The sequence below is a fragment of the Saccharothrix longispora genome (genome assembly GCF_031455225.1).
In the GTDB taxonomy this organism is placed as follows: Bacteria; Actinomycetota; Actinomycetes; order Mycobacteriales; family Pseudonocardiaceae; genus Actinosynnema; species Actinosynnema longispora.
Genome location: NZ_JAVDSG010000001.1, coordinates 853,628 through 879,695, shown reverse-complemented (window position 1 = coordinate 879,695; position 26,068 = coordinate 853,628). Strand labels below are relative to the sequence as shown.

Genomic DNA, 26,068 nt, shown 5'->3' with positions numbered 1-26,068 from the left:
CGCGGGTCAGCGCAGGTCCAGGTAGTCCTTGAACTGCACGGTGACCGCGTGCCGGTCGGACGGCCAGGCGCGCACCGCGATCGTGCGCGACCGCCCTCCCGTGCCGCGCGCGACCTGGGTGACGCGCACCCCGCCCGCGGCGGGCAGGTGGGTGTCGGTCGCGGTCAGGAACGGCAGCGTGCCGAACGGCGGCGGCACGACGCCCGGGGTCGAGGCCAGGTCGCACCCGTCGTCGAACACGAACGCCGCCAGGACCTGGCGCCGGCGCGGCGCGACGGCGGGACCGAGCACGTCGACGCCGTCGAGCTCCAGCCGGTCGGTGTCGGCGGGCTGCTGGTCGGCCCACCACTCGCGGTTGCGCACGACGGTGAGCGCGGTGTGCGTCGGGCACCGGTCGACCTGGTCGCCGATCCCGCCGGGGCGGGAGACCTGCAACCGCAGGAACCGGTCCGACCGCTCGAACGGCTCGAAGTAGAAGTGGTTGACCAGTTCGCCGTCGCGGACCAGCTCCAGCTCGTAGTGCCTCGCGCCGTTGACGCGCAGCGGGCCGAACGACCCGTCGGCGGCGGTGCGCACGGAGTGGTGCGGACCGCCTCGGCGCGCGCCGGTCGCCGGGTCCACCTCCCACGCGTTCAGCAGGCCGGTCGCGCCGTCGTTCTGCGGGAAGTACGTGGCGCGGCCGGCGATCGAGACCGTCGACGGGAACTGCGGCAGCACGAGCGTCGTGGCGGCGGCCCGTCCCCGCAGGAACCGGTGGACGTGCGCGAACCCCTCGGCGGACGTGGTGGTCTCGGTGTGCCCCAACGTGGTCAGGTACACGTTCGTCGCGCCGCCGATGGCCCCCTCGGGTTGCAGGCTGCCCCACAGCGCCAGGGTGGGCACGCCGCCGGGTGGCGCGGCGGCCGACCGGCCGTCGACGTTGACGTACCGGCGGACGCCCGCCGCGCGCGCCGGGTCGGCCAGGTAGGCGTGCAGCACCGTCGTGCCACGCGAGTGGGCGACGACGTCCACGGTGGCCGCGCCGGTGCGCGCCCGCACGTCGGCGAGGAACGCCTCCAGGCCGGCGACGGCGTGGTCGTTGGTGGGGATGCTCGTGTCGTACTCGAAGGCGTGCAGCGACCGGTCGGGGTAGCCGTTGGTGGAGAACCGCTTGGCGTTGGACTGCCACTGCTGCGCCGAACCCTGCTGGCCGTGCACGAAGACCACCGGCGCGGGCGGTTCGGACGACGCGTGTGCCGGCGCGACGGGTGCGGTCAGCACCAGGGCCAGCGCGATCACCAGCGCCCTCATCGCGACCACCCGGCCAGGGCGTCGCGCAGGTTCCGCTTGGCGTCGGCGGGCAGCAGGTGCCCGGCGCGGACGTTGGCGACGTCGGCGGACACGACGCGCGACACGTAGCCGGCGTGCTCCGGGTAGAGCCGGTCCAGGGTCGCCCGGTCGAACGGGACGTGCGTGCCGAACAGCCGGCAGAACGTCTCGCCGGAGTTGTCTCCGGTGTTCAGCGCGGTCGGCACGGCGACCTGGGACAGCCGGATGCCGCCCAGCGCCAGGCCGAGCGCGTCGCGCTTCTTGGTCACGCCGTCCGCCTCGAACTCCAGCGGCCGGGCCGCGGGCGGCGGCGTGCCGTGCTCGACCCAGCGCCGCAGGTGCTCGTAGGCCGCCGCGGTGACGTGGTGGACGGGGACCCGGCTGAACGGCGGCCGGTCGCAGGCGTAGGTGGGCGCGCCGCCGAGGTCGCGCTCGGCGATCGGCTCGCGGTAGACCTGCCCCTCGTGACCGGAGTGCGCGCCGCCCGCCACCTCCCAGCGGCGGAACCGGTCCGTGTCGGCGGGTCGGCGCGGGCTGGTCACGTCGGTCTCGGACAGCACCTGGAAGACGGGTTCGGCGCCGACCCGCGTGGGCGCGGGGCCGACGACGAAGGCGTAGCCGTCGAAGACCGGCTCCTGCTGCGGCAGAACGCGGTCGTAGAGCACCGTCATCCGGCCCGCGGACTGCGACGCGCCGATGGCCAGCAGCGTCCGGGTCCGCAGCCCGCCCAACAACACGCCGCTCGACGGGCCGCCGTCCCGCGGCCGGTCCGCCAGGGCGGCGCGGCCGGCCTGGGTGAAGACGTCGTAGGACAGCTCGTCGGCGGTGAACCGGCCACCGCCGGTCACGTCCAGGGCGCCGTAGCGGGCCGGGCTCCAGCCGCGGAGCTGGTCGACGCCGACGCGCTGCGCCGACACGCCGACCCAGGCGTGACCGGCCCGCAGCACGGACTCGGCGTTCCACAACGCGTCCAGGTCGTACCCGGCGGTGACGTTCTGCCACTCGACCAGCGTGGTGCCGCTGAAGTGGCGGGCGTGCGCGGGCCGCCGCACCACCACCCGGGTCGTGTAGGGCACGCCGGCGGCCACCCTCGTGCCGTCGACCGCGTAGCCGTCCGCGGTGCCCGAGAGGTGGAACTCCTGCTCGACGTACCCGGCGGCGGCGAGGTCGACCGGCGTGGAGAAGAACGGGTAGGTGTCCTCGACGCGCTCCGCGAGCCGGTCGCCGGGCACCGTGCCCGGTAGCGGCCCGACGAGCTGCGGCGCCCGGTCCGGCGGGGCGGCGGCCCCTGCGTGGGCGCCCGGGAGCAGGACTCCGAAGGCGATGACGAGCGGCACGAGGCCGCGCGGCGAGAACCGCATACCGACTCCCTCGACAGTGGGGGATGGTCGTCGCCGAACGTAACCGGCCGGTCACCGCGCTCACCAGCGCCGCCCGCGATCGTGAGACGGCGGTCTCAACAGCGGTCGCCCGACGGCGATCGCTCGACAGCGGCTACCCGGTTGCGGTCGGCCGGCGCGGCAGCAGCACGCTGCGGGCAGCCCGTTCGGCCAGGTCCCGGTCGAGCGGCTGACCGCCCAGCAGCTCGGCGTAGATCGCCGACTCGACGATGCGCACGTACAGGAACGCGACCTGGTCGAGCGGACCGGCGCACCACTCCCCCGGCACCTCCAGCAGGATCTGCTTCTGCGCCGACACCGCCCGCCGGTGCACCGCGCCGCTCCCGTTGAACAGCACCCGCGCGGCCGTCTCCGGCTCACCGCGCAGGAACGCCCGGAACGGCGCCGCTCCGCGCAGCCGGTCCACGAAGTGCCGCGTGATCTCCAGGACGCCCTCGACGCCGCCGTTGCGCCGCCGCAGGCGCGCCTGGACGAGCTGCCGCTCACCGAGCCGCCACAGCACGTCGCCGAGCAGCCCGTCCCGGCTGTGCACGACGCGGTAGAGCGTCGCCCTGCTGATGGCGAGGCTGCGCGCCACGCCGTCCATGTCGACCTCGCCGTGCCGCAGGAAGAACCGGCAGGCGCCGTGCACGACCTGCTCCCTGCTCACCACGCGCCGCGTGCTGTCCGCCACCGCCAACCCGTTCCCGCCGGACCACGCGCCCGGCCCACCCCGCATCATGGCCGTCCCGCACCCGGTTGACCACGCCGTTCGGCCTCCAGCACAGTGGGCGCGTGCAGTGGGCGCTGAGCATCCTGGCCGTCGTGGCGTACGCGACGCTGCCGCTGGGCGGCTCCGGCAGCTACGAGACCCACCTCGTGCCCACGCTGCTCCTCGGGCTGCTCTACGTCGTGCTGTCCATCGCCGGGTTCCACGGGGTGCTCGGGCGGCGGAGGGCGTTCGCGGTCGCCTACGTCGCCGTCCAGCTGCCACTGGGCTTCCTGGTGTTCGCCCTGTCCGGCGCGACGGTCGGGGGCATCCTGCTGCTGGTGGTGCTGGTCTCGCAGAGCAGGCTGCTGCTGCCGCTGCCCGCCGCCGTCGCGGTGGCCGTGCTCGTGCCGCTGGTGCACGCGCCGATGGAGTGGCGCGCCGGGCTGCGCGAGGGCCTGGGCACGTTCGCCGCGTGCGCGTTCGCCCTCGTCGTGACCGAGCTGCTGGTGCGCGAGCAGCGGGCCAGGGCGGAGCTGGCGCGGGCGCACGAGCGGCTGCGCGGGTACGCCGCCCAGGCCGAGCAGCTCGCCACCACCCAGGAGCGCAACCGGGTCGCGCGCGACATCCACGACGGGCTGGGCCACCACCTGACCGTCGTGCAGATGCTGCTCCAGGCGGCGCGCGCGGTGATCGGCACCGCCGACCCGGCCCGCCTGGACGCGATGCTGGCGAAGGCGCAGGACCAGTCGAAGGCGGCGCTGGCGGAGGTGCGCCGCTCGGTCTCCGCCCTGCGGGAGCCGCGACCGCTGGTGGACGCGCTGCGTTCGCTGGCGGACGCGACCGGGGAGGCGGGCGTGCCGACCGGGCTGGAGGTGCGCGGCGCGGCGCGCGAGGTCCGCGCCGAGGTCGGGGAGTCGCTGTTCCGGGCGGCCCAGGAGGGCCTGACCAACGTCCGCAAGCACGCGGGCGCGACGGCGGCGACGGTCGTGCTCGACTACGGCCGGGACGACCTGGTCCGGCTGGAGGTGCGCGACGACGGGCGCGGCGGGCGCGAGGGCGGCGGCGGGTTCGGCCTCGTCGGGCTGCGCGAGCGGGTGGCGGGCCTCGGCGGGCGGGTGTCCCTCGACTCGGCCGCCGGGCACGGGTCGACGCTGACGGTGGAGGTGCCGGGATGACGCCGGTCCGCGTGCTGATCGTCGACGACCAGGCCCTGTTCCGGGAGGCTTTGGCGACGCTGCTGGAGGTGCAGCCGGGCATCGAGGTGGTCGGCGAGGCCGGTGACGGCGAGCAGGCCGTGCGGCGGTGCGCCGAGCTGCGGCCGGACGTGGTGCTGATGGACCTGCGGATGCCGGTGCTGGACGGGATCGCGGCCACCGGTCGGCTGCGGGTCGAGCAGCCCGGCGTGCGGGTGCTGGCGCTGACCACGTTCGACGACGACGCGGACGTGTTCGCGGCGCTGCGCGCGGGCGCGGTCGGCTACCTGCTCAAGGACGTGTCCTCGGCGCGGCTGGTCGAGGCGCTGGTGGCGGCCCGGCGCGGCGAGTCGGTGCTGCAACCGTCGGTCGCGGCCAAGCTGGTGGCCAGGATCGCCCGGCTGCCGAGCGAGGACGACGCGCCGCCGCGCCCCCTGCCCGTGCCGCTGTCGGAGCGCGAGCTGGAGGTCGTGCGGCTGCTCGCCGGCGGGCTCAGCAACCGCGAGATCGCCGGCCGCCTGTTCCTGGCCGAGGGGACCGTGAAGAACCTGGTCACGAGCGTGCTGTCCAAGCTCGGGGTGCGCGACCGCACCCAGGCCGCGCTGCGGGCGCGCGAACTCGGCCTGCTCTGACGTCCGCGGGTCACGTGACCTCGCGCGTGACTTCCGGCACCTGACCGCGCCGCCCCGCCGGACGACCATCTCCACCATGACGAATCCCGTGGAGGACCCCGTGGAGGACCGCAGTGGAGGAGCAGTCGTGGACGCCGGAGGGGGGCAGCGGCCGGGGGGTGCGCTGCGCTTCGCCCGCCACTTCCTGGAGATGGTCGTGGCCATGGTGGTCGGCATGGTCGCGCTGGGACCGGTCTGGTCGTCCGCCTGGCCGGGCCTGGACGACGTGGTCACCGCGCACGTGCTGGTGATGGCCACGAACATGTCGCTGGGCATGGCGCTGTGGATGCGCCTGCGCCGCCACGCGTGGCCCGGCATCGTCGAGATGTGCGCCGCGATGTACGTGCCGTTCGCGGTCCTGCTGCCGTTCCACTGGGGCGGCGCGCTGTCCGGGATGGCGCTGATGACGGCCGGCCACGTGCTGATGGTCCCGGCGATGCTGGCGGCCATGCTGCGCCGACGCCACGAGTACACCTGCTAGGCGGACAGGTCCGCCTGCTTCCTCGCCCGCCGGGGGTAGGGCTGCCCGGTGGCCTTCAGGGCGATGGCCTTGGCCACCTCGGCGAGGTCGAAGGCCAATGCCGCCTCGACCTCGACCAGGTCCGCGGCAGCGGGCAGCCCACCACTCGGTCCGGATGGTCGGGACGCCGCTGGTGCGCTCTCGTCCACCAGCCGGACGACGTAGCGCGCCAACTCGGTGTTGACATCGCTCAGCCACGCGTTGAACAGCAGTTCGTCCTTGGTCATCGCCGACCACCCACTCCACTCGTCGGATCGGCACCCGTGATCGGCACCGGCGGACAGGGTAGGAGTGACCCGGAGTGACGAGTCGTACAAAATGTGCGACCACCGCCCCGCTACCCTGACCCCCGTCAGCCGGGAGGTGGCCGAGGAGGTCGGATGCCGGACACCGCCGGGGGGATCGGCAGGCGAGTCCGCTACTGGCGCCTGCGCCGCAACCTCGGCCGCAAGCAGTTCGCCGACATGATCGGTCGTTCGACCTCGTGGCTGGACAAGGTCGAGTCGGGTGAGCGCGACCTCGTGCGCCTCCCGGTCATCGAGTTGGTCGCCGACGCCCTCGCCGTCGACCCGGGCGTCCTCACCGACGCGCGCGCGGCGGCCCGGGCCGCCGACTGCGTGGACGCCGCCGAGGTCGGCGCGATCCGGGCGGCACTGGGCCGCTACCCCGGCCTGGCGACCGCGGACACCAGGCCCGCCGACGTCGCCCACCTCGCCCGCCAGGCCGACTACGTCGACCACGCCTGGACCTCGTCCCACTTCACCACCGTCGCCCGGCGCCTGCCCGAGTTGCTGGGCGCGGCGCAGCGCGCAGTCCTCGCCGCGCCGCCTGCCGAGCAGGTCGACGCCCACCGCATCCTCGTCACGTCCTACCGCCTGGCCTCGTCGATGCTGCTCAAGTTCGAGAGCCACGACGTCGCCTGGTTGGCGGCCGACCGCGCGATGCACACCGCCCTGGCGGTCGACGACACCTGGTCGCAGGCGCGGGCCACCCGCAGCGTCGCCCGCGCCATGACCGCCACCGGGCAGCGCGCCGAGGCGGTCGAGATCCTGCTGGGCACGTCCGACCGCATGCGCCGCGAGGTGGCCGGGCGCCCGGCGAGCCTGCTCTCCCTCCACGGCATGCTCCACCTCGCCGCCGCGATCACCGCGGCCGAGCGGGAAGACGCCTCCTGGCCCTGTCCATGCACCAGGAGGCCACCCGGGCCGCCGAGCGCATGGAGCGCCACTACGACACCCACCACACCCACTTCGGCCGCGCCAACGTCGCCATCCACCGCGTCGCCGCCCTCGTCCGCCTGCACGAGGCCGGAGCGGCACTGGACTTCGCCGCGACCATCCGCCACGACGCCCTCGCCGGGTTGCCGCCGGAACGCCGCGCCAACTTCCTGCTCGACCTGACCGAGGCCAACGCCCGCCGCGGCGACTTCGCCGAGGCCTCCCGCACCCTCGCCCGAGCCGAGCGCACCGCGCCGCAGGAAGTCCACTGCCGCCCCCTGGCCCACGGCCTGCTGAGGGTGCTGCTGTCCAACACCACCGGCGAGCCGGCCCGCGCGGTCGAGCGGATGGCCCGACGAGCAGGGGTGCCCGCGTGACCGGACGAGTCCTCTACCTGATGATCTGCGGAGCCGGGCCCGCCGGCCACGCCGGCGTCGCCGTCGGGCTGGCGCAGGACGCGGGCTGGTCGGTCCACTGCGTCGCCACACCGGCCGCCGTCGAGCACTTCCTCGACCTCGACGAGCTGTGCCGGCTCACCGGCAACCCGGTCCGGACCGGCTACCGGGGACCGGGTCAGCCGGCGCTGCCCCCCGCCGACGCGGTGATCGTCGCACCGGCCACCTACAACACGATCAACAAGTGGGCGGCGGGCATCGCCGACACCTACGTGCTGACGCAGCTCGCGGAACTCACCGGCCTGGGCGTGCCGATCACCGTCCTGCCCTTCGTGAACACGGCACTCGCGAACAACGCCGTGTTCCACCGCAGTGTCGAGGCACTGCGTTCCTCCGGCGTGGAGGTCCTGCTCGGGGAAGGGGGCTTCAGACCGCACCCACCGCGGCAGGGGAACCGCGTCATGGCCGGCTACCCGTGGCACGTGGCCGTCGACGCGGTCGGCCGGACCTGACCCGCCGCTCAGCCGAGCACCGCGCGGTGGAACGCGAGGGAGACGCCCACCGGCCGGCCGTCGTCGAGGAGCGGGCCCAGGGTGCCGACCAGGACGGCGTCGTTGAGCCAGGCGTGCGGACCGGCCGGGGCTTCGACGCGCGGCGTGGTGAGGCCGCGCGGGACGCCGCCGTCGACGGTGATCGTGCCGTGGTTGGTGACGGTGAGGATCGTGCCGTCCCCGGTCCGCACCAGGTACTTCGCGCTCACCTCGGGCACCCCGTCGGCGCGCACCAGGCCCCAGTCCGCACCGATCGGCAGGACCTCGCCGGTGATCAGCGGGCCGTCGGCGCTGCCGCCGGTGATGGGGATGACGTACCGCCTGCCGCCGGGGACGGGGCCCGCGTCGACCGGCTCGCCGACCAGGACCCGCAGGCGGGCGACGAGTTCCAGGGCCGGTTCCGTCATCGGGGGCCTCCCAGGCCGAGCAGGCGGACGGCGTTCTCCTTGAGCACCAGCGGGCGGACCTCGGGCTTGACGTCCAGGGCGTCGAAGTCGGCGCGCCACCGGTCCGGCGTGAGGACCGGGTAGTCGGACCCGAACAGCACCTTGTGCCTCAGCAGCCCGCCGACCGCGCGCACCAGCTGCGGCGGGAAGTACTTCGGCGACCAGCCGGACAGGTCGATGTGGACGTTCGCCTTGTGCGTGGCCATGGAGATGGCGGCGTCCTGCCACGGCACCGACGGGTGCGCGAGCACCACGGTCAGCTCCGGGAAGTCGGCGGCCACGTCGTCGAGCAGCATCGGGTCGCTGTACCGCAGCTTGATGCCGCGCCCGCCGGGCAGGCCCGCGCCGATGCCGGTCTGCCCGGTGTGGAACAGCGCGGGCACGCCGGCCTCCGCGATCGCCTCGTACAGCGGGTAGTGGGCGCGGTCGTCCGGCTCGAACGCCTGGAGGCTCGGGTGGAACTTGAAGCCGCGCACGCCGTGGTCCCGCACCAGCGACCGGATGCGCCGCACCGCGCCGGCGTCGTGCGGGTCGACCGAGCCGAACGGGATCAGCACGTCGGCGTGCGCGGCGGCGGCGTCGGCGATCTCCTCGCTGGACAGGGCGGGGTGGCCGAGGGCGGTGGTGGCGTCGACGGTGAACACCACGGCGGCGGTGCGGCGCTCGCGGTAGTGCGCCGCGATGGCCTCGACGGTGGGCGTGCGGTCCTGGTCGGCTTTGAAGTACCGGGCGGAGGCGTCGAGGAGTTCCCGGTCGAGTGCGAAGTGCCCGTGCGCGTCCTGCTCCACGTGCACGTGGAAGTCGATCGCGTCCAGTTCGGCGATGTTCACGACAGCTCCTCGAAGACGTCCAGCGAGGTCGGGTCGGCGAGCGCGTCGCGGCCGGCGACGTCGTCCACCGCCGCGCCCAGCAGGATCTTCTTCACCGGCAGCTCCAGCTTCTTGCCCGTGCGGTTGCGGGGCACGGCGGGCACGGCGGTGATCCGGTCGGGCACGTGCCGGGGCGACAGCGCCGAGCGCAGCACGTCGGCGACCCGGGCGCGCAGCGCGTCGTCCAGCACCGCGCCGTCCGCGAGCTGGACGAAGAGCAGCAGCTCCCCGCTGCCGCCCGCCGGGTCCTCCAGGTGGACCACGAGGCTGTCGTCCACCTCCGGCAGCTCCTCGACCACCGCGTAGAACTCGGCGGTGCCGAGTCGGACGCCCCCGCGGTTGAGGGTGGCGTCGCTGCGCCCGGTGATGACGCAGCTGCCCGTCTCGCGGAACCGCGCCCAGTCGCCGTGCCGCCACACGCCGGGGTAGGCGTCGAAGTAGGTGCGGTGGTAGCGGGACGCGGGGTCGGTCGGTTCGGCGTCGCCCCAGAACCGCACCGGCATGCTCGGCACGGGTCGGGTGATCACCAGTTCGCCGAGTTCGCCGACGACCGGTCTGCCGCGCACGTCGAACGCGGCGCACTCCACGCCCAGCGTGGGTCCGGAGATCTCGCCCGCCCACACCGGCTGCCACGCGCTGCCCTGCACCATGGCGGTGCAGATGTCGGTGCCGCCGCTGCCGTTGTTGAGCAGCACGCGGTCGCCGAACTGCCCGCGCACCCAGTGGTACGCCTCCGCGGGCAGCGGGCTGCCGGCCACGCCGATCTGCCGCAGCCGGCGCAGTTCCAGCTCCTCCCCCGGCCGCAGCCCCTTCGCCCGGCACGCCATGAGCCAGCCGGGCGAGGCGCCCATGGTCGTCGCGCCGGTCTCGTCGGCCAGCCGCCACTGCCACCCGGGGTCCGGGTGCACGGGGTTGCCGTCGACCAGCACCACCGACGCGCCGACCAGCAGGCCGGACACCAGGGAGTTCCACAGCATCCACGCGGTGGTGGTGAACCACTGGAACCGGTCGCCGGGGCCGAGGTCCCAGGACAGCGCGTGGTTCTTGGTGTGCTCGACGGTGATGCCGCCGTGGCCGTGCACGATGGCCTTGGGCTTGCCGGTCGTGCCGGAGGAGAACAGCACGTACAGCGGGTGGGCGAACGGGACGGGCTCGAAGTCGAGGGGCCCGGGCCCGGCGAGCAGCTCGGCCCAGCCGACCGCGTCGGGGATCGCGCCGTCGCCGTAGGGGATCTCCACGACGTGCCGCAGGCCCGGTAAGCCCGCGCGGAGGTCGGCGACGGCGTCGCGGCGGTCGACGTGCTTCCCGCCGTGGACGTACCCCGGCACGGCGAGCAGCACGACCGGTTCGACCTGGGCGAACCGGTCCACGACGCTGCGCGCGCCGAACTCCGGCGCGCAGGACGCCCACACCGCGCCGAGGCTCGCGGTGGCGAGGAAGGCGATCAGCGTCTCCGGGATGTTGGGCGCGAACGCGACGACCCGGTCGCCCCGGCCGACGCCCAGGCGCACCAGCCCGGCGCGGGCGCGGGCGACCCGGTCGCGCAGCTCCGCCCACGTCAGCTCGACCGGCGGCCGGGTCTGGGAGTGGGCGACGACCGCCACCTCGTCGTGGAAGGGGTTGCGCAGGGCGTGCCGCGCGTAGTTCAGCTCGGCGCCCGGGAACCACTCCGCGCCCGGCATCTCCCGACGGCCCAGCACGGCGCGCGGCGGCGTGGTGAAGGTGATGCCGAAGTGCTCGACGACCGCCGACCAGAAGCCGTCGAGGTCGGCCACCGACCACCGGTGCAGCGCGGCGTAGTCGTCGAAGCGCAGGCCGCGCGTCCGCTCCAGCCAGTCGGCGAAGCGGCCGATGCGGGTGGTCTCGCGGACGTCCGCGGGTGGCGTCCACAGCGGTTCGGGGGTCATGACGGCTCCACCTTGGGGCCGCGCCCGGTCAGGAACTCGGTCATCCGCCGCTGCGCCTCGTCGCTGCTGGAGGCGACGGCGGCCATCAGCGCCTCCAGCAGGTAGCCCTGTTCGGGCGCGGCCTCGGCGATCCGCGGCAGGGCCTGGAGCACGGCGAACGTGGTGATCGGCGAGGCCTCGGCGATCCTCCCGGCCAGTTCGAGCGCCCGGTCCAGGCCCTCGCCCGCGTCCACGAGGTACTGGGACAGGCCGAGCGCCTGGCCCTCGGCGGCGTCGAGGACGCGGCCGGTGAGCATCATGTCCGCCATCCGGGCCACGCCGACCAGCCGGGGCAGGCGCACCGACGCGCCGCCGCCGGTGAACAGGCCGCGCTGCCCCTCGGGCAGGGCGTAGAACGCGGACGGCTCGGCGACGCGGACGTGCGCGGCGCAGGCCAGTTCGAGCCCGCCGCCGATGACGGCGCCGCGCAGCACCGCCACCACCGGCACGGTGCCGCGCTCGACCCGGTCGAACGCGCGGTGCCACGCGCGGGAGTGCGCCACGGCGGCGAACGCGTCGACGCCGGCGAGGCTGTCGAGGTCGAGCCCGGCGGAGAAGTGGTCGCCCTCGGCGTCGAGCACGACGGCGCGGACGCCCGCCGGCGGGTCGGCGAAGAACTCGCCGAGGCCGTGCACGGTGGCGTCGTCCAGCGCGTTGCGCTTGGCCGCGCGCGCCAGTCGCAGCACGGCGATCTCGCCGCGGTCCTCCACCTGCACCGTGGGCGGGAGCGTCATGCGCTCGACGTTAACAGGAAACCTGTCATCATGGAGGATGTGCCGGTGGAACCGTCGCTGCTGTACGCCGTCAAGCAGGTGGAACTCGCGGTGCGGGCCAACCTCGACGAGGTGCTGCGCCCGCACGGCCTCACCACGTCCACCTACACCGCGCTGACCGTGCTGGAGCGCCGCGAGGGCATGACCACCGCCGACCTGGCCCGCAACTCGTTCGTCACGCCGCAGGCCATGGCCGACATCATCACGGCGCTGGAGAGCCGCGGCCTGATCAGCCGCCGCCCCGACCCCGACCACGGCCGCCGCCGGCTGATCGACCTGACCGCACCGGGGCGGGCCGCCCTGGCCGAGGTCGCGCCCGCCGTCGCCGCGCTGGAGGAGCGCATGGTCGCGGGCCTCGACGGACCCGCCCGGCGGAGCCTGCGCGACTCGCTCAACTCGTGCCGGGCGGCGCTCCGGGGGTGACGCGGGCCTCTTCCCCCGCGGGGTGCAACGGATCGGCCGGCTGCGCCGTTGAGGGGCGTGATCACAAGCCGAGTCGCGGATCGGGAGTGCGCCGATGGAGTTCGGTGAGTACGTGGCCGGGCGTCGTCCGGCGCTGATGCGGTTCGCCACCGTGCTGACCTGCCAACCCTGGCTGGCCGAGGACCTGGTGAGCGACGTGCTGAGCCGGGCGTTCGAGCGGTGGGACCGGATCTCGCGGATGGACCAGCCGCACGCCTACGTGCGGCGGATGGTCGTCAACGAGTACCTGTCCTGGCGTCGGCGGCTGGCCCGCACGACGCCCCGCGCCGACGTCGGGCCCGACGTCGGGCAGCTGGGCGACGGCGCGGACGAGCGGGCCGAGCGGGACGCGATGATCCGCCGCCTCGCCGCCCTGCCGCGCAAGCAGCGCGCGGCCGTGGTGCTGCGCTACTACGCCGGGTTGCCGGACGCCGAGATCGCGGCGGAACTGGGCTGTCGGGTGACCACGGTGCGCAGCCAGATCTCCCGGGCCCTCGCCACCCTGCGGATCGACCTCACCGCCGACCGCCACGCCTACCAGGAGACGACATGAGCGACCTCCGCGTGTTGCACGACGCCTTCGCCGAACTGGAGCGGCGAGCGGACGCCGTGACCGCCGAACGCGCCTTCGAGTCCACGTCACCCGCGAAGTCGCGCACCGCGCCCAGGCTGGTGCTGGTGGCCGCCGCGGTCGTCGTGGTCGCCGGGGCGGCGGCCGGGGCCGCGCTGCTGGTGCCGGACGACCGGCCCGGCACGCGGGTCGCGGCGTCGTCCACGACCGACCTCCCGACGACCACGTCCACGCCGCCCGCACATCCCGGCACCCCGGAGGAACTGGCCGCGCGGCTCCGGGCCGTCCTCGGCGGCACGGCGACGTTCACCGTGACCGAGGCCGGGCCGGGCGCCGTGGTGATGACCGCTCCCGCGGCCCCGGCCGTCGGGACGCAGTCCACGCCACCGTCCACGCCGGGGTCCACGCCACCGTCGACCCCGTCGTCGACCCCGGCGGTCGGGACGCAGGTGGGCGCGTCGATCGTCGGCACGCTGACCGCCGACGGCATCACCGGCGGTTTCCACCTGATCGTGTACCCCGGCATGCGGGGTGAAGCCCGGTGCGACGGCATCCCCGGCTCCGACTGCACGGCGAGCACGCTGCCCGACGGCTCCTCGCTGACCACCTACCGGACCGCGTTGCAGGGCTACCCGGCAGGTGTGACCCAGATGGTCAACCTGGTCCGCCCCGACGGCTTCGCGCTCATCCTGCACGTCAGCAACGTGGCCAACCCCAAGGGACTCGGCGCCCAGCTCGCCGACGTCCCCCCGCTGACCGTCGAGCGGATGGCCGGGATCGTCACCTCCGACCTCTGGTGACACCGCGCCGGTGCCGTCCGCGGATCACCCGCAGACGGCGCCGCGCGACGCCGAACCGACCAGCTTCGCGTACTTCGCCAGCACGCCGCGCCGGTAGCGGGCGGGCAGCGGCGCCCAGTCCTGGCGGCGCACGGCCAGCTCGGCCGGGTCCACCTCCACGTCCAGGGTGCCCTCGGCGACGTTCAGGGTGATCCGGTCGCCGTCGCGGACGAACGCGATCGGCCCGCCGTCCGAGGCCTCCGGGGCGACGTGGCCGACGCACAAGCCGGTCGTGCCGCCGGAGAACCGGCCGTCGGTGAGCAGCAGGACGTCCTTGCCCAGCCCGGCGCCCTTGATGGCCGCGGTGATGGCGAGCATCTCGCGCATCCCCGGACCGCCCTTGGGGCCCTCGTAGCGGATGACCACGACGTCGCCCGCGGTGATCGTGCCGTCCTCCAGGGCGTCCATCGCGGCGCGCTCCCGGTCGAAGACCCGCGCGGTGCCGGTGAAGACGTCCGAGTCGAACCCGGCGGACTTCACCACCGCGCCTTCCGGCGCGAGCGACCCGTGCAGGATCGTGATGCCGCCGGTGCGGTGGATCGGGGACGACATCGCGCGCAGCACGCTGCCGTCGGGGTCGGGCGGGGCGATGTCGGCCAGGTTCTCGGCGACCGTGCGCCCGGTGACGGTCAGGCAGTCGCCGTGCAGCAGGTCCGCGTCCAGCAGCGCCTTCATCACCACGGGCACGCCGCCGATGCGGTCGACGTCGGTCATCACGTGCCGCCCGAACGGCTTCACGTCGGCCAGGTGCGGCACCTTCGCGCCGATCCGGGTGAAGTCGTCCAGGGACAGCTCCACCTCCGCCTCGTGCGCGATGGCCAGCAGGTGCAGGACCGCGTTCGTGGAACCGCCGAACGCCATCACCACGGCGATCGCGTTCTCGAACGCCTCCCGGGTCATCACCTGCCGGGCGGTGATCCCGCGTCGCAGCATCTCCACCACGGCCTGCCCGGAGCGCCGGGCGAACGCGTCGCGCCGCCGGTCCGTCGCGGGCGGGGCCGCGCTGCCGGGCAGCGACATGCCCAGCGCCTCGGCCGCGCTCGCCATGGTGTTCGCCGTGTACATGCCGCCGCACGCGCCCTCACCGGGGCAGATGGCACGTTCGATCCGGTCGACGTCCTCGCGGCTCATCAGGCCGCGCGAGCACGCGCCCACCGCCTCGAACGCGTCGATGATGGTGACCTCGCGGTCGGTGCCGTCGGACAGCGTGACCCGGCCGGGCAGGATCGACCCGGCGTAGAGGAACACGCTCGCCAGGTCCAGCCGGGCGGCGGCCATCAGCATGCCCGGCAACGACTTGTCGCAGCCGGCCAGCAGCACCGTGCCGTCCAGCCGCTCGGCCTGCACGACCGTCTCCACGCTGTCCGCGATGACCTCGCGCGACACCAGGGAGAAGTGCATGCCCTCGTGGCCCATGGAGATGCCGTCGGACACCGAGATCGTGCCGAACTCCAGCGGGTAGCCGCCCGCCGCGTGCACGCCGTCCTTGCTCGCCTTGGCCAGCCGGTCGAGCGGCAGGTTGCACGGCGTGATCTCGTTCCACGAGGAGGCCACGCCGACCTGGGGCTTGACCCAGTCCTCGTCCCCCATCCCGACCGCCCGCAGCATGCCGCGTGCGGCGGTGCGCTCCAGGCCGTCGGTGACGTCGCGACTGCGCGGCTTGATGTCGGGCGCCTGGCGCCGGGTCTGGTCCATGCCCGGAACCTAACGCCCCGGCGCGGCCGGCGCACCGGCCGGGCTCCTCCGGCGGCCCGCGCCGACGGACCGTCAGCCCTGGTCCGGGGTGGGCGCGGCGGGCAGGTGGGCGGGCCGCTCGTAGACGACCTCCAGGCCGTCCTCCTCGTCCCACTGCTCGCCGACCTCGACGAACCCGTACTGGTCGGCGAGCAGGTAGGACGGCTCGTTGTCGGGGCTGATGGACACCCGCACCGTGCGCACCAGCGGTTCCTCGGCGGCCCGCCGCAGCAGGGCTTCGAGGGCGGCGCGGGCGTAGCCGCGGCGGCGGTGCTCCGGCGCGACGGCGTAGCCGATCTCCACCACGCCGTCCTCGTCCGGCGGACCGTGGTAGCCGGCCCGGCCGACGGGGGTGCGCGACTCCTCGTCCCAGATGACGCCGGTGGTCCACGCGGCGCTCGACGGGTCCTCCTCGGCCTGGGCCAGGCGCATCCGCCACACGCCCCGCCACTCCTCGCCCGCGAAGGGCGGCGTCAGCGGCACCGGGCTCAACGCGTTCGCCGCGGCCAGGTCGCCGTCCACGAGCGCGCGGAACACCGGCTCGCTCAGGTGCACGATCCGCACGTCCGTCATTCCGCCAGACTCGCACACAGGGTGCGGTGATCGCCGCACCGCGGCTCCACCGCCCACCTCGCGAGGGTCAGAAGGCGTAGCGGACGCGCAGGTAGGGGGCGTGCTCGGCGACGAGGTCCAGCAGCTCGTCCAGCAGTCGGCGCTTGAGGCCGGCGCGGTAGCGGACGTTGACGCCGCCGCCCTCGCTGCGCTTGCCCTCCTGGAGGTCCGGCCTCCACAGCAGCTCCTCGGCCTTCGGGTGCCAGCCCAGGTTGACCTCGTGCAGCGCGCGGTTGTGGGTCAGCATGATGATCTCGGCGGCCAGTTGGGCACGGGTGGCGGGGGTGGTGGCGTCGCCCAGCGACACGAGCAGTTCGCGCCAGTCCTCCAGCCAGCCGTCGTGGACGACCACCGGGCTGAGGTTGACGTGCACCTCGTACCCGGCGGCGACGAAGTCGTCCAGCGCGGCCAGGCGATCGGCCACCGGGCTGGTCCGGATGTCGAGCAGCTTCGCGGTGCGCTCGGGCATCAGGGAGAAGCGGACGCGGGTGCGGCCCTTCGGGTCCCAGGTGAGCAGGTCGCGGTTGACGTGCTTCGTCGCGAAGGACGCCTTGGCCGTGGGCAGCGAGCCGAACAGCTCGACCAGGTCCCGCACGTTGTCGCTGACCAACGCGTCGACCGCGCAATCCGAGTTCTCGCCGATGTCGTAGACCCACGCCGCGTCGTCCACCTGGTCCGGTGACGTCATCGTCCCCTGCCGCCGTACGTGCCGGGCCAGGTAGCCGGTGATCTGGTCGATGTTGGCGAACACCGTGATCGGGTTCGAGTAGCCCTTGCGGCGCGGCACGTAGCAGTACGCGCACGCCATCGCGCAGCCGTTCGCGGTGGAGGGCGCGATGAAGTGCGCCGACCGGCCGTTGGGACGCGCCGACAGGGACTTCTTCACGCCCAGGACCAGCGCTTCCCGCTTGATCCGCACCCACCGGCGCACGTTGGCCTCGTCACCGTGCAGCTCGGGGATCTGCCAGTGGCTCGCCACCTCGACCCGCTCCGCGTCGGGGAACCGGGCCAGCACGGCCCGGCCGCGGGGCAGTTCGGCGGCGGCGGGCTCGACGTAGATGCGCGTGGGGCGCAGGAGCGGTTCGGCGGTCACCCCTCCAGTGTCCGGAGGGGACCGACAGCCGGCACGACGGACGACCCCGGTGTGACCGACCGCGCCGGTGACGACCGACACCCCGCCCGACCACCCCCGACCGGGCGGCCGGGTCGGCCGACGCGCGGGACGGGACGGCCACCGCGGGTGGGAGGCGGCGTGTCGGCGGACCTCACCGCCCCGGCCCCGAACGTCCGCGACCGGGGCGCGACCGCCCCGGCGCACGACCCGCGGGTCCGGCCGGCTCGGGCCGGCGGGACGGGCGCGCGCACGGCCACGGCAGGACCGGGCGCTCCCGGACGCCGTGGAGGTCGGAGGTCGACGGGGACGAGCCGGGCGCGCGGGGTTCGTCGGCGGCGTCGGGGATCGGGTGGGCGTCGTGGGTGCCGTGGGCGTCGGTGGACTCCATGGCGCGCAACGTATCGGCGACCACCGACAATCCCGATCAACGTCAATCCCCAACCAACAGTCAGCCATCCTCGTCAACTATTGCCAACCACGGCGGTTCCGCGCTTGACTGACCGCGACGTGGTCCGGTGGCGGGAGAACTGGGGTGGGCATGGGTCCGGTGAAACTCGGGTCGCTGCGGGTCGCCGTGCTGGCGGCGGCGCTCGCGGCGGGGTTGTCGGCGGGGTTCGCGACGCCGGCGGGAGCGCGGGTCGAGCGGGTCGCGCTGCCGTCGGTCGACATGGAGGCGGTGCTGAAGGCCGCGCAGATCGACCCGCGACGGGCGGACTCGGCGCTCACGCCGGGCGCCGGGAGCAGCGTGCTGCTGGTGGAACGGGCGCTGGTCGCGAAAGGGCTGCTGGCCCCGTCGTACGCCGACGGGCACTTCGGCACGAAGACGATCGACGCCTACGCGACCTACCAGCGGTCGCTCGGCTACACCGGGATCGACGCGTCCGGCTTCCCCGGCCCGACCTCGCTGCGCCTGCTCGGCGAGACGACCTACGCGGTGACGCGACCGGTGTCCGCGGGATCGCGGGTGGCCTTCCGCGGCGTCACGGTGAACACCCGCACCAGGGCCATGGTGGTCGAGGCCGAACGCCTGCTCGGCCGCACCCTCGGCCTCACGCAGGGCTCGTACAACCCGGGCGGCGTGGCCGGGTCGGCCGGCACGCACGACGGCGGCGGCGCGCTCGACATCTCGGTGTCCGGCATGACCGCGACCACCCGCACGGCCGTCGCGAAGGCGTTGCGGCGGGTCGGGTTCGCGGCCTGGGTCCGCACGCCCGCGCAAGGTGACTGGGGCTACCACGTCCACGCCGTCGCGATCAACGACCCGGACCTGTCCAGCGGCGCGCAGCACCAGGCGGGCGACTACTACCTGGGGCTCAACGGCCTGGCCAACCGGGGCCCGGACGACGGCCCGTCCGTCGCGAAGGTGACGTGGGAGGAGTACCAGCGCGCCCGGTGACCCCTACCATGGGCCGCATGGTGCCCACCGCATGAGCAACGTCGAAGCCGACCCCGCCGAGCTGGTGTGCGCCACCACGTCCGGCGGGGTCGAGGTGCTCGGGGCCCGGGAGGTCCCCCTGGGCGGCCCGCGCGCGATGACCGTGCGCCGCACGCTCCCCCAGCGGTCCCGGACGATGATCGGGGCGTGGTGCTTCGCCGACCACTACGGTCCCGACGACGTGTCGGTCAGCGGCGGCATGGACGTCGCGCCGCACCCGCACACCGGCCTCCAAACGGCGAGCTGGCTGTTCAGCGGCGAGATCGAGCACCGCGACAGCCTCGGCGTGCACGCCCTGGTGCGGCCGGGCGAGCTGAACCTGATGACGGCGGGCCGCGGCATCTGCCACTCGGAGGTGTCCACGCCGGCGACGACCGTGCTGCACGGCGTGCAACTGTGGGTCGCCCTGCCCGACGCCCACCGCGACGCGCCGCGCGACTTCCAGCACCACGCGCCCGAGCCGGTCGCGGTGGACGGCGCGGTGGTCCGCCTTTTCCTCGGCACGCTGCTCGGCCGCACGTCCCCGGTGCGCACGTTCACACCGCTGCTGGGCGCGGAGGTCGTCCTGGAGCCCGGTGCGCGGCTGGAGCTCGACGTCGACCCGGCGCACGAGCACGGCGTGCTGGTCGACCTGGGCGGCGTCGAGGTCGCCGGCACCGCGGTCGCACGCGGTGACCTGGGGTACGTCGGGACCGGTGCGTCGTCGCTGGTCCTGGTCAACCCGGGCGACGTCCCGGCCCGCGCGGTCCTGCTGGGCGGCGAGCCGTTCGGCGAGGAACTGGTCATGTGGTGGAACTTCGTGGGGCGCAGCCACGAGGAGGTCGCGGCCCACCGCGAGGCGTGGCAGCGCGGTTCGGACCGGTTCGGCGAGGTCGTCGGCTACCCGGGCGACCGGCTGCCCGCGCCCCCGATGCCGACGGGCCGGCTGCGCCCGCGCCCCAACCCGGCACCTCACCCGGGGTGTCCCGGCAACCCGCCGGCGACGGCCACGGCCACCTGACCCTGCGCGAGCGCCGGCTCGCCGTCCTCCACGTCCCACGGCGAGTGCGGAGCACCTGCCCGGGCGTCCACGCGGTCACCCGCGACCTCCCGTGCCTCGCCGTGCGTCATCCGCGCGGGGCGTACATGATCACGGCCACGCCGACCAGGCAGATCGCCGCGCCCAGGTAGTCCCAGCGGTCGGGGCGGAACCTGTCCACCGCCACCGCCCACGCGAGCGACCCGGCCACGAACACCCCGCCGTACGCGGCCAGGATGCGCCCGAAGTGCGCGTCGGGCTGGAGGGTCGCCACGAACCCGTAGAGGCCGAGCGACACGACGCCCGCGCCGATCCACAGCAGCCCCCGGTGCTCGCGGACGCCCTGCCACACCAGCCAGGCGCCGCCGATCTCCGCCAGCGCGGCCAGCACGAACAACGCCAACGAGCGAACCACCGACATGATCGCGACCCTACTGCCCTTGACAGCACCCGCCGACCTTGTGAACAGTTGTTCATGAACATGTGTTCACAAGAAGGGGGTCACCCGTGCACGAGGTCGTCAACACCCACCAGGCCGAGGCGTGGAACGGCTACGAAGGACGGCACTGGGCCGAGCACCAAGCCCGCTACGACGAGGTCAACAGCGGTTTCAACGAGGTGCTGCTCGACGCGGCGGACATCGGGCCGCACGACCGGGTGCTCGACATCGGCTGCGGGAACGGCCAGGTCACGCGGCTGGCGGCGGCACGGGGCAGCGGGGCCGTCGGCATCGACCTGTCCGCGCCGATGCTGGCCCGCGCGCGGCTCTCCGCCGTCGCGGAGGGCGTCGGCGACGTCGTCTTCGAGCAGGGCGACGCCCAGGTGCACCCGTTCCCGGCGGGCGCGTTCGACGTGGCGCTGAGCCGGTTCGGGGTGATGTTCTTCACCGACCCGGTGGCCGCGTTCGGCAACGTCGCGCGGGCACTGCGGCCCGGCGGGCGGCTGGCGTTCCTGGCGATGCGCGACCTCGGCGACCTCGGCGACGTGGTCGCCCCGCTCGGCTGGGACCCCGCGCCGGGCCGCGGGCCGCTGTCGATGGCGGACCCGGACGAGGTCGACCGGGTGCTGCGCGCGGCCGGGTTCCGCGACGTGCGGGCCGCGCCGGCGGAGGCGCCGCAGGTGTGGGGCCGGGACGTGGCCGACGCGACGGCGTTCCTGATGGGCTGGGGACCCGTGCGGCACGCGCTGCGCGACGCCGACGCGGCCACCGCGGAACGGGTGGAGCGCGCGGTGGCCGAGTCCCTGCGGTCGCACGCCGGACCGGGCGGCGTGCGGCTGCGCGGCACCGCGTGGCTGGTCACGGCACGGGTGTGAGGCACGGGTGTGGGATGTGGGTGCGAGGTGCGAGGTGCGGCCGTGACGGCGCCGGAGCCTACGATGCAGCGCGATGGCACCTCGACGAGCGGCAGCGCTGCGTGACGGCGGCGTGAGCCTGCGCGACCACCTGATCACGTCGGCCGCCGCCCTCATCGCCGAACGCGGCACCGCCGGGCTCACCGTCCGGGACATCGCGCGCGGCGCGGCGGTCGCCGTCGGCGTGCTCTACAACCACTTCGCCGACAAGGAGGAACTGCTCGCGCTCGCCCTGCACGAGCACGTCCGCTCGGTCGGCGAACGGCTCGGCCCGCCCGCCGCCGGCGGTACGCTCGCCGAGGACCTGCACGCGTTCGTCGTGCACGCCCTCGACGTGCACGCGGCGATCCTGCCCGCGTTCGCCGGCCTGGTGGGGCAGCCGGAGGTCTTCGCGAGGTTCGACGCGCTGCCCGACCCGCTGGCCGGCGGGCGCGGCCTGCACGACGAACTCGCCGCCCGCCTGCGCGTCGAGCGGGACCGCGGCCGGGTCGCGGCGGGCACCGACGTGGACGCGGTGGCCACCCTCGTCGTCGGCGCGTGCCACGAACTGGTGCTGCCGCGCCTGTACCGCTCGCCGTCCACCCCCGTCGAGGTGCCGCCGGGGTACGCGGACGCGCTGGTCGAGACCGTGCTGAACGGCATCGCGCCGCGGTAGTTCCGGTACACCTGGCGAGGTGACCGAGGACGCCGTGCGCAACGCGGTCGCCGGGCGCCCGCACGAGGCGGTGACAGCGGTTCGGCAGGGGAGTTCCGCAGACGCCCCACCAACCGGTCGGAACGCCCTACGCTGGACGTGGAACAGGGACGACGTCGTTCTCCTGGGGGTCTGCCGTGCCGTTCTTCCGGAAGTCCCACCCCGAGCCGTTCGTGGAACGGCCGCAGGCGCGCCTGGCGTTCATGCTGGGCGAGTACAACGCGATCCGGGCCGAGCTGGTGGCGGCCGTGTCGACGCAGCAGACCGTGATGACGTACGGGCTCGCCGCCATCGCGGTGATCTACACCGGGCTGCTGGCGACCTGGTCGAACGTGCCGCTGCGCACCGGCATCCTCGCGCTGTCCCCGGTGCTGCTCGTGTTCGTGTGGTTCGTCTGGTACGGCGAGGTGCAGCGACTGGGCCGGGCGCGCTGGTTCCTGTGGGAGCTGGAGAAGAAGGTCAACGCCCTGCTCGCGTCCACCGGCCCCCCGCCGTCCGGCTCGGTCCTGCCGGCGGGCGACGTGCTGCACTGGGAGAGCTGGGTGCGCGGCCGCAACCCGTGGCGGACCAACCTGCACTCCCGCCCGGCCTACCACCTGGCCTCGGGCCTGCTCGGCGGCACGGCCCTGGGCACGACGACCCTGTCGGTGGTGCTGAGCACCCTGGTCGGCCTGCCCACGCCGCTGGTGGTCCTGGTCTACGCGGGCGCGGCCGGGTCGCTGGCCATGCTGGGCTACGCCCTGCACCTCGTCCGCCGCAACCCGCTGCTGCGCGGCGGCGGTCGCCCCGTGGTCTAGGACCGCAGGGCCGACCGCACCCCCCGCGCGATCTCCACGTCCTCCCGCGCACCGATCACCAACGTCTGCGTGAACGCCGAGGCGGCGGTCAACTCGGCGTCCCCGTCGACCGAGGCGTTGCGCTCCTCGTCGATCGCCACCCCGAGGAAGGCCAGCCGCGAGGCGGCCATCCGGCGCACGGTCGCCGACCCCTCCCCCACCCCGCCGGTGAACACCAGGGCGTCCAACCCGCCCAACGACGCCGTCATCGCGGCCACCCCCGCCACCAGCCGGTGCACGTACACGTCGAGGGCGAGCACCGCGTCCGGGTCCCCGGCGGACGCGGCGGCGTCGATCTCGCGCAGGTCGCCGGTGCCCGCCAGCGCGGTGAGGCCCGAACGCTCCTCCAGGGCGGTCGCGACCTCGTGCGGCGACAGCTTCTCGTGCTCCTCCAGCCACAGCACCAACCCCGGGTCGACGGTGCCGGACCGGGTGGCCATGACCAGGCCCTCCAACGGGGTGAAGCCCATCGTCGTGTCCACGCACCGGCCGTCGGCGACGGCGGCCAGCGAGGCGCCCGCGCCCAGGTGGCACGTGACCAGGCGCAGCCCCGGCCGCAGCCACTCGGCCGCCCGCCGGGCGCTGTAGGCGTGCGACAGGCCGTGGAAACCGTAGCGGCGGATCGCGTACCGCTCGCGCCACTCGCGGGGCACGGCGTAGGTCGACGCGGCGGCCGGGATGGTGGTGTGGAACGCGGTGTCGAAGCACGCCACGGCGGGCACGTCGGGGTACAGCTCCCCCACCGCGGCCAGGCCCGCCAGCGACTTCGGCTGGTGCAGGGGCGCGAGGGCGGTCAGGTCCTCCAGCTCCCGCCGCACCTCCGGGTCCACCACCACCGGGGCGGTGAACCGCGTGCCGCCGTGCACGACGCGGTGGCCCACGGCGTCCGGGACGGGCCAGTCCCGCAGCACGTCGGCCGCCCCGGCGGCGACCGGTGGGACGTCCGCGGCCCGCTCGACCTCGTCACCGGGGCCGAGCAGGCGCAGCTTCAGGCTCGACGAGCCCGCGTTGACGACCAGGACCCGCACGTCAGCCCCACGTCCAGCCGGCGATGGCCGGGTCGTCCTCACCGTGCTCACGCGTGTAGTCGCGCGCCGCCAGCCTCGCGTCGACCATGCGCTGCCGCAGCACCGCCGCGGCACCGCCCAGCGACGGCACGCGGTCGATCACGTCCATCACCAGGTGGAAGCGGTCGAGGTCGTTGAGCATCACCATGTCGAACGGCGTGGTGGTGGTGCCCTCCTCCTTGTAGCCGCGCACGTGCAGGTTGCGGTGGTTGGTGCGGCGGTAGGTCAGTCGGTGGATGAGCCACGGGTAGCCGTGGAACGCGAAGACCACGGGCTTGTCCGTGGTGAACAGCGCGTCGAACGCGCGGTCCGACAGCCCGTGCGGGTGCTCGGTGTCGGGTTGCAGGCGCATCAGGTCGACCACGTTGACCACGCGCACCTTCAGCTCCGGCAGGTGCTCGCGCAGCAGCTTGGCCGCGGCCAGCGCCTCCAGGGTCGGGATGTCGCCCGCGCACGCCAGGACCACGTCCGGTTCGCCGTCGGTGGTGCCCGCCCAGTCCCAGATGCCCAGACCGCGCGCGCAGTGCGCGATGGCCTCGTCCATCGTCAGGTAGGTCAGCGCGGGCTGCTTCCCGGCGACGATCACGTTCACGTAGTGCCTGCTGCGCAGGCAGTGGTCGGCGACCGAGAGCAGGGTGTTGGTGTCCGGCGGCAGGTAGACGCGGACGATCTCGGCCTTCTTGTTCACCACGTGGTCGAGGAAACCCGGGTCCTGGTGGGAGAAGCCGTTGTGGTCCTGCCGCCACACGTGCGAGGACAGCAGGTAGTTGAGCGAGGCGATCGGCGCGCGCCACGGGATGTCGCGGGTCGTCTTGAGCCACTTGGCGTGCTGGTTGAGCATCGAGTCGACGATGTGGATGAACGCCTCGTAGCTGGTGAACAGGCCGTGCCTGCCGGTCAGCAGGTAGCCCTCCAGCCAGCCCTGGCACAGGTGCTCGGACAGCACCTCGAACACCCGGCCGTCCGGGGCGAGGTGGTCGTCACCGGGTTCGGTGATCGCGTTCCACGACCGGCCGGTGACGTCGAACAGCGCCTGGAGGCGGTTGGACGCCACCTCGTCCGGGCCCATGACCAGGAAGTTGTCCGGGTTGCGGCGGGTGACCTCGCGGAGGAACTCGCCCAGCACCCGCGTGGCCTCGCTGCTCTCGACGGCGGGCCGCTCGACGGTGACGGCGTGGTCGCGGAAGTCGGGCATCCGCAGGTCGCGCAGCAGCCGGCCGCCGTTCGTGTGCGGGTTGGCGCTCATCCGCCGGTCGCCGACGGGCGCGAGCGCGCGCAGTTCCGCGACCAGCCGGCCCGACTCGTCGAACAGCTCCTCTGGCCGGTAGGAGCGCATCCACTCCTCCAGCTGCGCCCGGTGCGCGGAGTCCTTGCGGGTGTTCGACAGCGGCACCTGGTGCGCGTGGAACGTGCCCTCGACGCGAACGCCGTCGACCTCGCGCGGTCCGGTCCAGCCCTTGGGCGTGCGCAGCACGATCATCGGCCACGCCGGGCGGGTGCGGCTCTCCTTGCACTCGGCGATCTCGTCCAGCACGGTGTCCAGAGTGGACGCCAGCTGCTCGTGGACGGCCTTCGGCTCGTCGCCGACGACGAAGTGCGGCCGGTGCCCGTACCCGCGCATCAACGAGGCCAGCTCGTCGTCCGGGATGCGCGCCAGCACCGTCGGGTTGGCGATCTTGTAGCCGTTGAGGTGCAGGACCGGCAGCACGACGCCGTCGCGCCGGGGGTCGAGGAACTTGTTGGAGTGCCAGCTGGCGGCCAGCGGCCCGGTCTCCGCCTCGCCGTCGCCGACCACGCACACCGAGAGCAGGTCGGGGTTGTCGAACACCGCGCCGTAGGCGTGCAGCAGCGCGTACCCCAGCTCCCCGCCCTCGTGGATCGAGCCGGGCGTCTCGGGGGCGACGTGGCTGGGGATGCCGCCGGGGAAGGAGAACTGGCGGAACAGCGCGCGCAGGCCGTCCACGTCCTCGCCGATGTGCGAGTACACCTCGCTGTAGGTGCCCTCCAGGTAGGCGTTGGCCACCAGCCCCGGCCCGCCGTGGCCCGGACCGGTGACGTAGAGGGCGTTGAGGTCGCGTTGCCTGATCACCCGGTTCACGTGCGCGTAGACCAGGTTCAGGCCGGGGGTGGTGCCCCAGTGGCCGAGCAGCCTCGGCTTGACGTGCTCGGGCAGGAGCGGTTCACGCAGCAGGGGGTTGTCGAGCAGGTAGATCTGCCCGACCGACAGGTAGTTGGCCGCACGCCAGTAGGCGTCCAGCAAGGTGAGGTCGTCGTGCGTGGACGGCATGCGCTCGACGCTAGCCGCGATCACACCGGACCGAAACTCGAGCGGCGCGGTTCGCGCGCCCGGTGG

29 protein-coding genes are annotated in these 26,068 nt (G+C 74.2%); 14 read left to right on the top strand and 15 right to left on the bottom strand.

Annotated features, from left to right (window positions below; translation table 11 throughout):
* Positions 1-6 precede the first annotated feature (6 nt).
* From J2S66_RS03855 to J2S66_RS03845, 3 genes are all read right to left on the bottom strand, one after another.
* Positions 7-1,290 carry a hypothetical protein gene (locus tag J2S66_RS03855; RefSeq protein WP_310303858.1) on the bottom strand — a complete coding sequence of 428 codons (1,284 nt, stop codon included), beginning with the start codon at positions 1,288-1,290 and terminating at the stop codon, positions 7-9.
* Positions 1,287-2,669 (bottom strand): alpha/beta hydrolase domain-containing protein, encoded by a 1,383-nt coding sequence (locus tag J2S66_RS03850; protein WP_310303856.1) that lies wholly within the window; start codon positions 2,667-2,669, stop codon positions 1,287-1,289. Before J2S66_RS03850 ends, J2S66_RS03855 begins: the two co-directional genes overlap by 4 nt.
* A gap of 133 nt (positions 2,670-2,802) precedes the next feature.
* Positions 2,803-3,426 (bottom strand): QsdR family transcriptional regulator, encoded by a 624-nt coding sequence (locus J2S66_RS03845; protein ID WP_310303854.1) that lies wholly within the window; start codon positions 3,424-3,426, stop codon positions 2,803-2,805.
* 56 nt (positions 3,427-3,482) lie between these two features.
* Between J2S66_RS03845 and J2S66_RS03840 the strand changes: the two genes are divergently transcribed.
* From J2S66_RS03840 to J2S66_RS03830, 3 genes are all read left to right on the top strand, one after another.
* Positions 3,483-4,574, top strand: a complete 1,092-nt coding sequence (locus tag J2S66_RS03840; protein WP_310303852.1) for a sensor histidine kinase — start codon at positions 3,483-3,485, stop codon at positions 4,572-4,574.
* The gene (locus J2S66_RS03835; protein WP_310303850.1) at positions 4,571-5,224 is read left to right on the top strand and encodes a response regulator; all 654 of its coding nucleotides are present in this window, start codon (positions 4,571-4,573) and stop codon (positions 5,222-5,224) included. The genes J2S66_RS03840 and J2S66_RS03835 overlap by 4 nt, the downstream gene beginning before the upstream one ends.
* 76 nt (positions 5,225-5,300) lie before the next feature.
* Positions 5,301-5,744 carry a hypothetical protein gene (locus J2S66_RS03830; RefSeq protein WP_310303848.1) on the top strand — a complete coding sequence of 148 codons (444 nt, stop codon included), beginning with the start codon at positions 5,301-5,303 and terminating at the stop codon, positions 5,742-5,744.
* Here the strand turns inward: J2S66_RS03830 and J2S66_RS03825 are convergent.
* Positions 5,741-6,010, bottom strand: a complete 270-nt coding sequence (locus J2S66_RS03825) for a hypothetical protein (protein WP_310303846.1) — start codon at positions 6,008-6,010, stop codon at positions 5,741-5,743. The genes J2S66_RS03830 and J2S66_RS03825 overlap by 4 nt on opposite strands.
* 153 nt (positions 6,011-6,163) lie before the next feature.
* On the opposite strand from J2S66_RS03825, the gene J2S66_RS03820 reads away from it, so the two are divergent.
* From J2S66_RS03820 to J2S66_RS03810, 3 genes are read left to right on the top strand one after another with little or no spacing between them, the layout of a single operon-like run.
* The gene (locus tag J2S66_RS03820) at positions 6,164-7,183 is read left to right on the top strand and encodes a helix-turn-helix domain-containing protein (RefSeq protein ID WP_310303843.1); all 1,020 of its coding nucleotides are present in this window, start codon (positions 6,164-6,166) and stop codon (positions 7,181-7,183) included.
* A complete protein-coding gene (locus J2S66_RS03815; RefSeq protein WP_310303840.1) occupies positions 7,144-7,377 on the top strand; it encodes a hypothetical protein in 234 nt (77 codons plus the stop codon). The genes J2S66_RS03820 and J2S66_RS03815 overlap by 40 nt, the downstream gene beginning before the upstream one ends.
* Positions 7,374-7,907, top strand: coding sequence for a flavoprotein (locus J2S66_RS03810; protein ID WP_310303837.1), 534 nt, complete (start codon positions 7,374-7,376; stop codon positions 7,905-7,907). The genes J2S66_RS03815 and J2S66_RS03810 overlap by 4 nt, the downstream gene beginning before the upstream one ends.
* Before the next feature lie 8 nt (positions 7,908-7,915).
* Here J2S66_RS03810 and J2S66_RS03805 read toward each other — a convergent pair whose 3' ends face one another.
* The 4 genes from J2S66_RS03805 to J2S66_RS03790 are packed head-to-tail and all read right to left on the bottom strand — an operon-like array spanning position 7,916 to position 11,941.
* A complete protein-coding gene (locus J2S66_RS03805; protein ID WP_310303835.1) occupies positions 7,916-8,353 on the bottom strand; it encodes a DUF3237 domain-containing protein in 438 nt (145 codons plus the stop codon).
* Entirely contained in the window at positions 8,350-9,222 is an 873-nt protein-coding gene (locus J2S66_RS03800) for an amidohydrolase family protein (RefSeq protein WP_310303832.1), read from the bottom strand. The genes J2S66_RS03805 and J2S66_RS03800 overlap by 4 nt, the downstream gene beginning before the upstream one ends.
* A complete protein-coding gene (locus J2S66_RS03795; protein ID WP_310303829.1) occupies positions 9,219-11,168 on the bottom strand; it encodes an acetoacetate--CoA ligase in 1,950 nt (649 codons plus the stop codon). Before J2S66_RS03795 ends, J2S66_RS03800 begins: the two co-directional genes overlap by 4 nt.
* Positions 11,165-11,941, bottom strand: a complete 777-nt coding sequence (locus J2S66_RS03790) for a crotonase/enoyl-CoA hydratase family protein (protein WP_310303827.1) — start codon at positions 11,939-11,941, stop codon at positions 11,165-11,167. Before J2S66_RS03790 ends, J2S66_RS03795 begins: the two co-directional genes overlap by 4 nt.
* A 30-nt stretch (positions 11,942-11,971) precedes the next feature.
* On the opposite strand from J2S66_RS03790, the gene J2S66_RS03785 reads away from it, so the two are divergent.
* From J2S66_RS03785 to J2S66_RS03775, 3 genes are all read left to right on the top strand, one after another.
* The gene (locus J2S66_RS03785) at positions 11,972-12,403 is read left to right on the top strand and encodes a MarR family winged helix-turn-helix transcriptional regulator (RefSeq protein WP_310303824.1); all 432 of its coding nucleotides are present in this window, start codon (positions 11,972-11,974) and stop codon (positions 12,401-12,403) included.
* Positions 12,404-12,497: 94 nt separating this feature from the next.
* Positions 12,498-12,995, top strand: a complete 498-nt coding sequence (locus J2S66_RS03780; protein WP_310303822.1) for a SigE family RNA polymerase sigma factor — start codon at positions 12,498-12,500, stop codon at positions 12,993-12,995.
* Positions 12,992-13,813 carry a hypothetical protein gene (locus J2S66_RS03775; RefSeq protein ID WP_310303819.1) on the top strand — a complete coding sequence of 274 codons (822 nt, stop codon included), beginning with the start codon at positions 12,992-12,994 and terminating at the stop codon, positions 13,811-13,813. The genes J2S66_RS03780 and J2S66_RS03775 overlap by 4 nt, the downstream gene beginning before the upstream one ends.
* 24 nt (positions 13,814-13,837) lie before the next feature.
* Here the strand turns inward: J2S66_RS03775 and ilvD are convergent, their stop codons facing one another.
* From ilvD to J2S66_RS03755, 4 genes are all read right to left on the bottom strand, one after another.
* Positions 13,838-15,547: a dihydroxy-acid dehydratase gene (gene ilvD / locus J2S66_RS03770; protein ID WP_310303817.1), complete on the bottom strand. Its 1,710-nt coding sequence runs from the start codon at positions 15,545-15,547 to the stop codon at positions 13,838-13,840.
* Positions 15,548-15,619: 72 nt separating this feature from the next.
* Positions 15,620-16,159 carry a GNAT family N-acetyltransferase gene (locus J2S66_RS03765; protein ID WP_310303814.1) on the bottom strand — a complete coding sequence of 180 codons (540 nt, stop codon included), beginning with the start codon at positions 16,157-16,159 and terminating at the stop codon, positions 15,620-15,622.
* A 67-nt stretch (positions 16,160-16,226) separates the two neighbouring features.
* Positions 16,227-17,291, bottom strand: a complete 1,065-nt coding sequence (locus J2S66_RS03760) for a spore photoproduct lyase family protein (RefSeq protein ID WP_310303812.1) — start codon at positions 17,289-17,291, stop codon at positions 16,227-16,229.
* 172 nt (positions 17,292-17,463) lie between these two features.
* Positions 17,464-17,700: a hypothetical protein gene (locus tag J2S66_RS03755; protein ID WP_310303810.1), complete on the bottom strand. Its 237-nt coding sequence runs from the start codon at positions 17,698-17,700 to the stop codon at positions 17,464-17,466.
* A 150-nt stretch (positions 17,701-17,850) separates the two neighbouring features.
* Here J2S66_RS03755 and J2S66_RS03750 point away from each other — a divergent pair, with 150 nt between their 5' ends.
* A complete protein-coding gene (locus tag J2S66_RS03750) occupies positions 17,851-18,708 on the top strand; it encodes a peptidoglycan-binding domain-containing protein (RefSeq protein WP_310303808.1) in 858 nt (285 codons plus the stop codon).
* Positions 18,709-18,739: 31 nt separating this feature from the next.
* Positions 18,740-19,747, top strand: a complete 1,008-nt coding sequence (locus J2S66_RS03745) for a pirin family protein (RefSeq protein WP_310303805.1) — start codon at positions 18,740-18,742, stop codon at positions 19,745-19,747.
* Positions 19,748-19,853: 106 nt separating this feature from the next.
* Here J2S66_RS03745 and J2S66_RS03740 read toward each other — a convergent pair whose 3' ends face one another.
* Complete coding sequence (locus J2S66_RS03740) at positions 19,854-20,186, bottom strand: YnfA family protein (protein WP_374726063.1); 333 nt, start codon at positions 20,184-20,186, stop codon at positions 19,854-19,856.
* A gap of 86 nt (positions 20,187-20,272) precedes the next feature.
* Between J2S66_RS03740 and J2S66_RS03735 the strand changes: the two genes are divergently transcribed.
* From J2S66_RS03735 to J2S66_RS03725, 3 genes are all read left to right on the top strand, one after another.
* On the top strand, positions 20,273-21,079 hold the full coding sequence (locus J2S66_RS03735; RefSeq protein ID WP_310303803.1) for a class I SAM-dependent methyltransferase: 807 nt from the start codon (positions 20,273-20,275) through the stop codon (positions 21,077-21,079).
* A 73-nt stretch (positions 21,080-21,152) separates the two neighbouring features.
* A complete protein-coding gene (locus J2S66_RS03730) occupies positions 21,153-21,773 on the top strand; it encodes a TetR family transcriptional regulator (RefSeq protein ID WP_310303801.1) in 621 nt (206 codons plus the stop codon).
* Between the two features lie 176 nt (positions 21,774-21,949).
* Positions 21,950-22,609: a hypothetical protein gene (locus J2S66_RS03725; RefSeq protein WP_310303799.1), complete on the top strand. Its 660-nt coding sequence runs from the start codon at positions 21,950-21,952 to the stop codon at positions 22,607-22,609.
* Here J2S66_RS03725 and J2S66_RS03720 read toward each other — a convergent pair.
* Positions 22,606-23,676 (bottom strand): acetate/propionate family kinase, encoded by a 1,071-nt coding sequence (locus J2S66_RS03720; protein WP_310303796.1) that lies wholly within the window; start codon positions 23,674-23,676, stop codon positions 22,606-22,608. The two genes, J2S66_RS03725 and J2S66_RS03720, sit on opposite strands and share 4 nt — an antisense overlap.
* A 1-nt stretch (position 23,677) precedes the next feature.
* The gene (locus tag J2S66_RS03715; protein WP_310303794.1) at positions 23,678-26,026 is read right to left on the bottom strand and encodes a phosphoketolase family protein; all 2,349 of its coding nucleotides are present in this window, start codon (positions 26,024-26,026) and stop codon (positions 23,678-23,680) included.
* Positions 26,027-26,068: the final 42 nt, after the last annotated feature.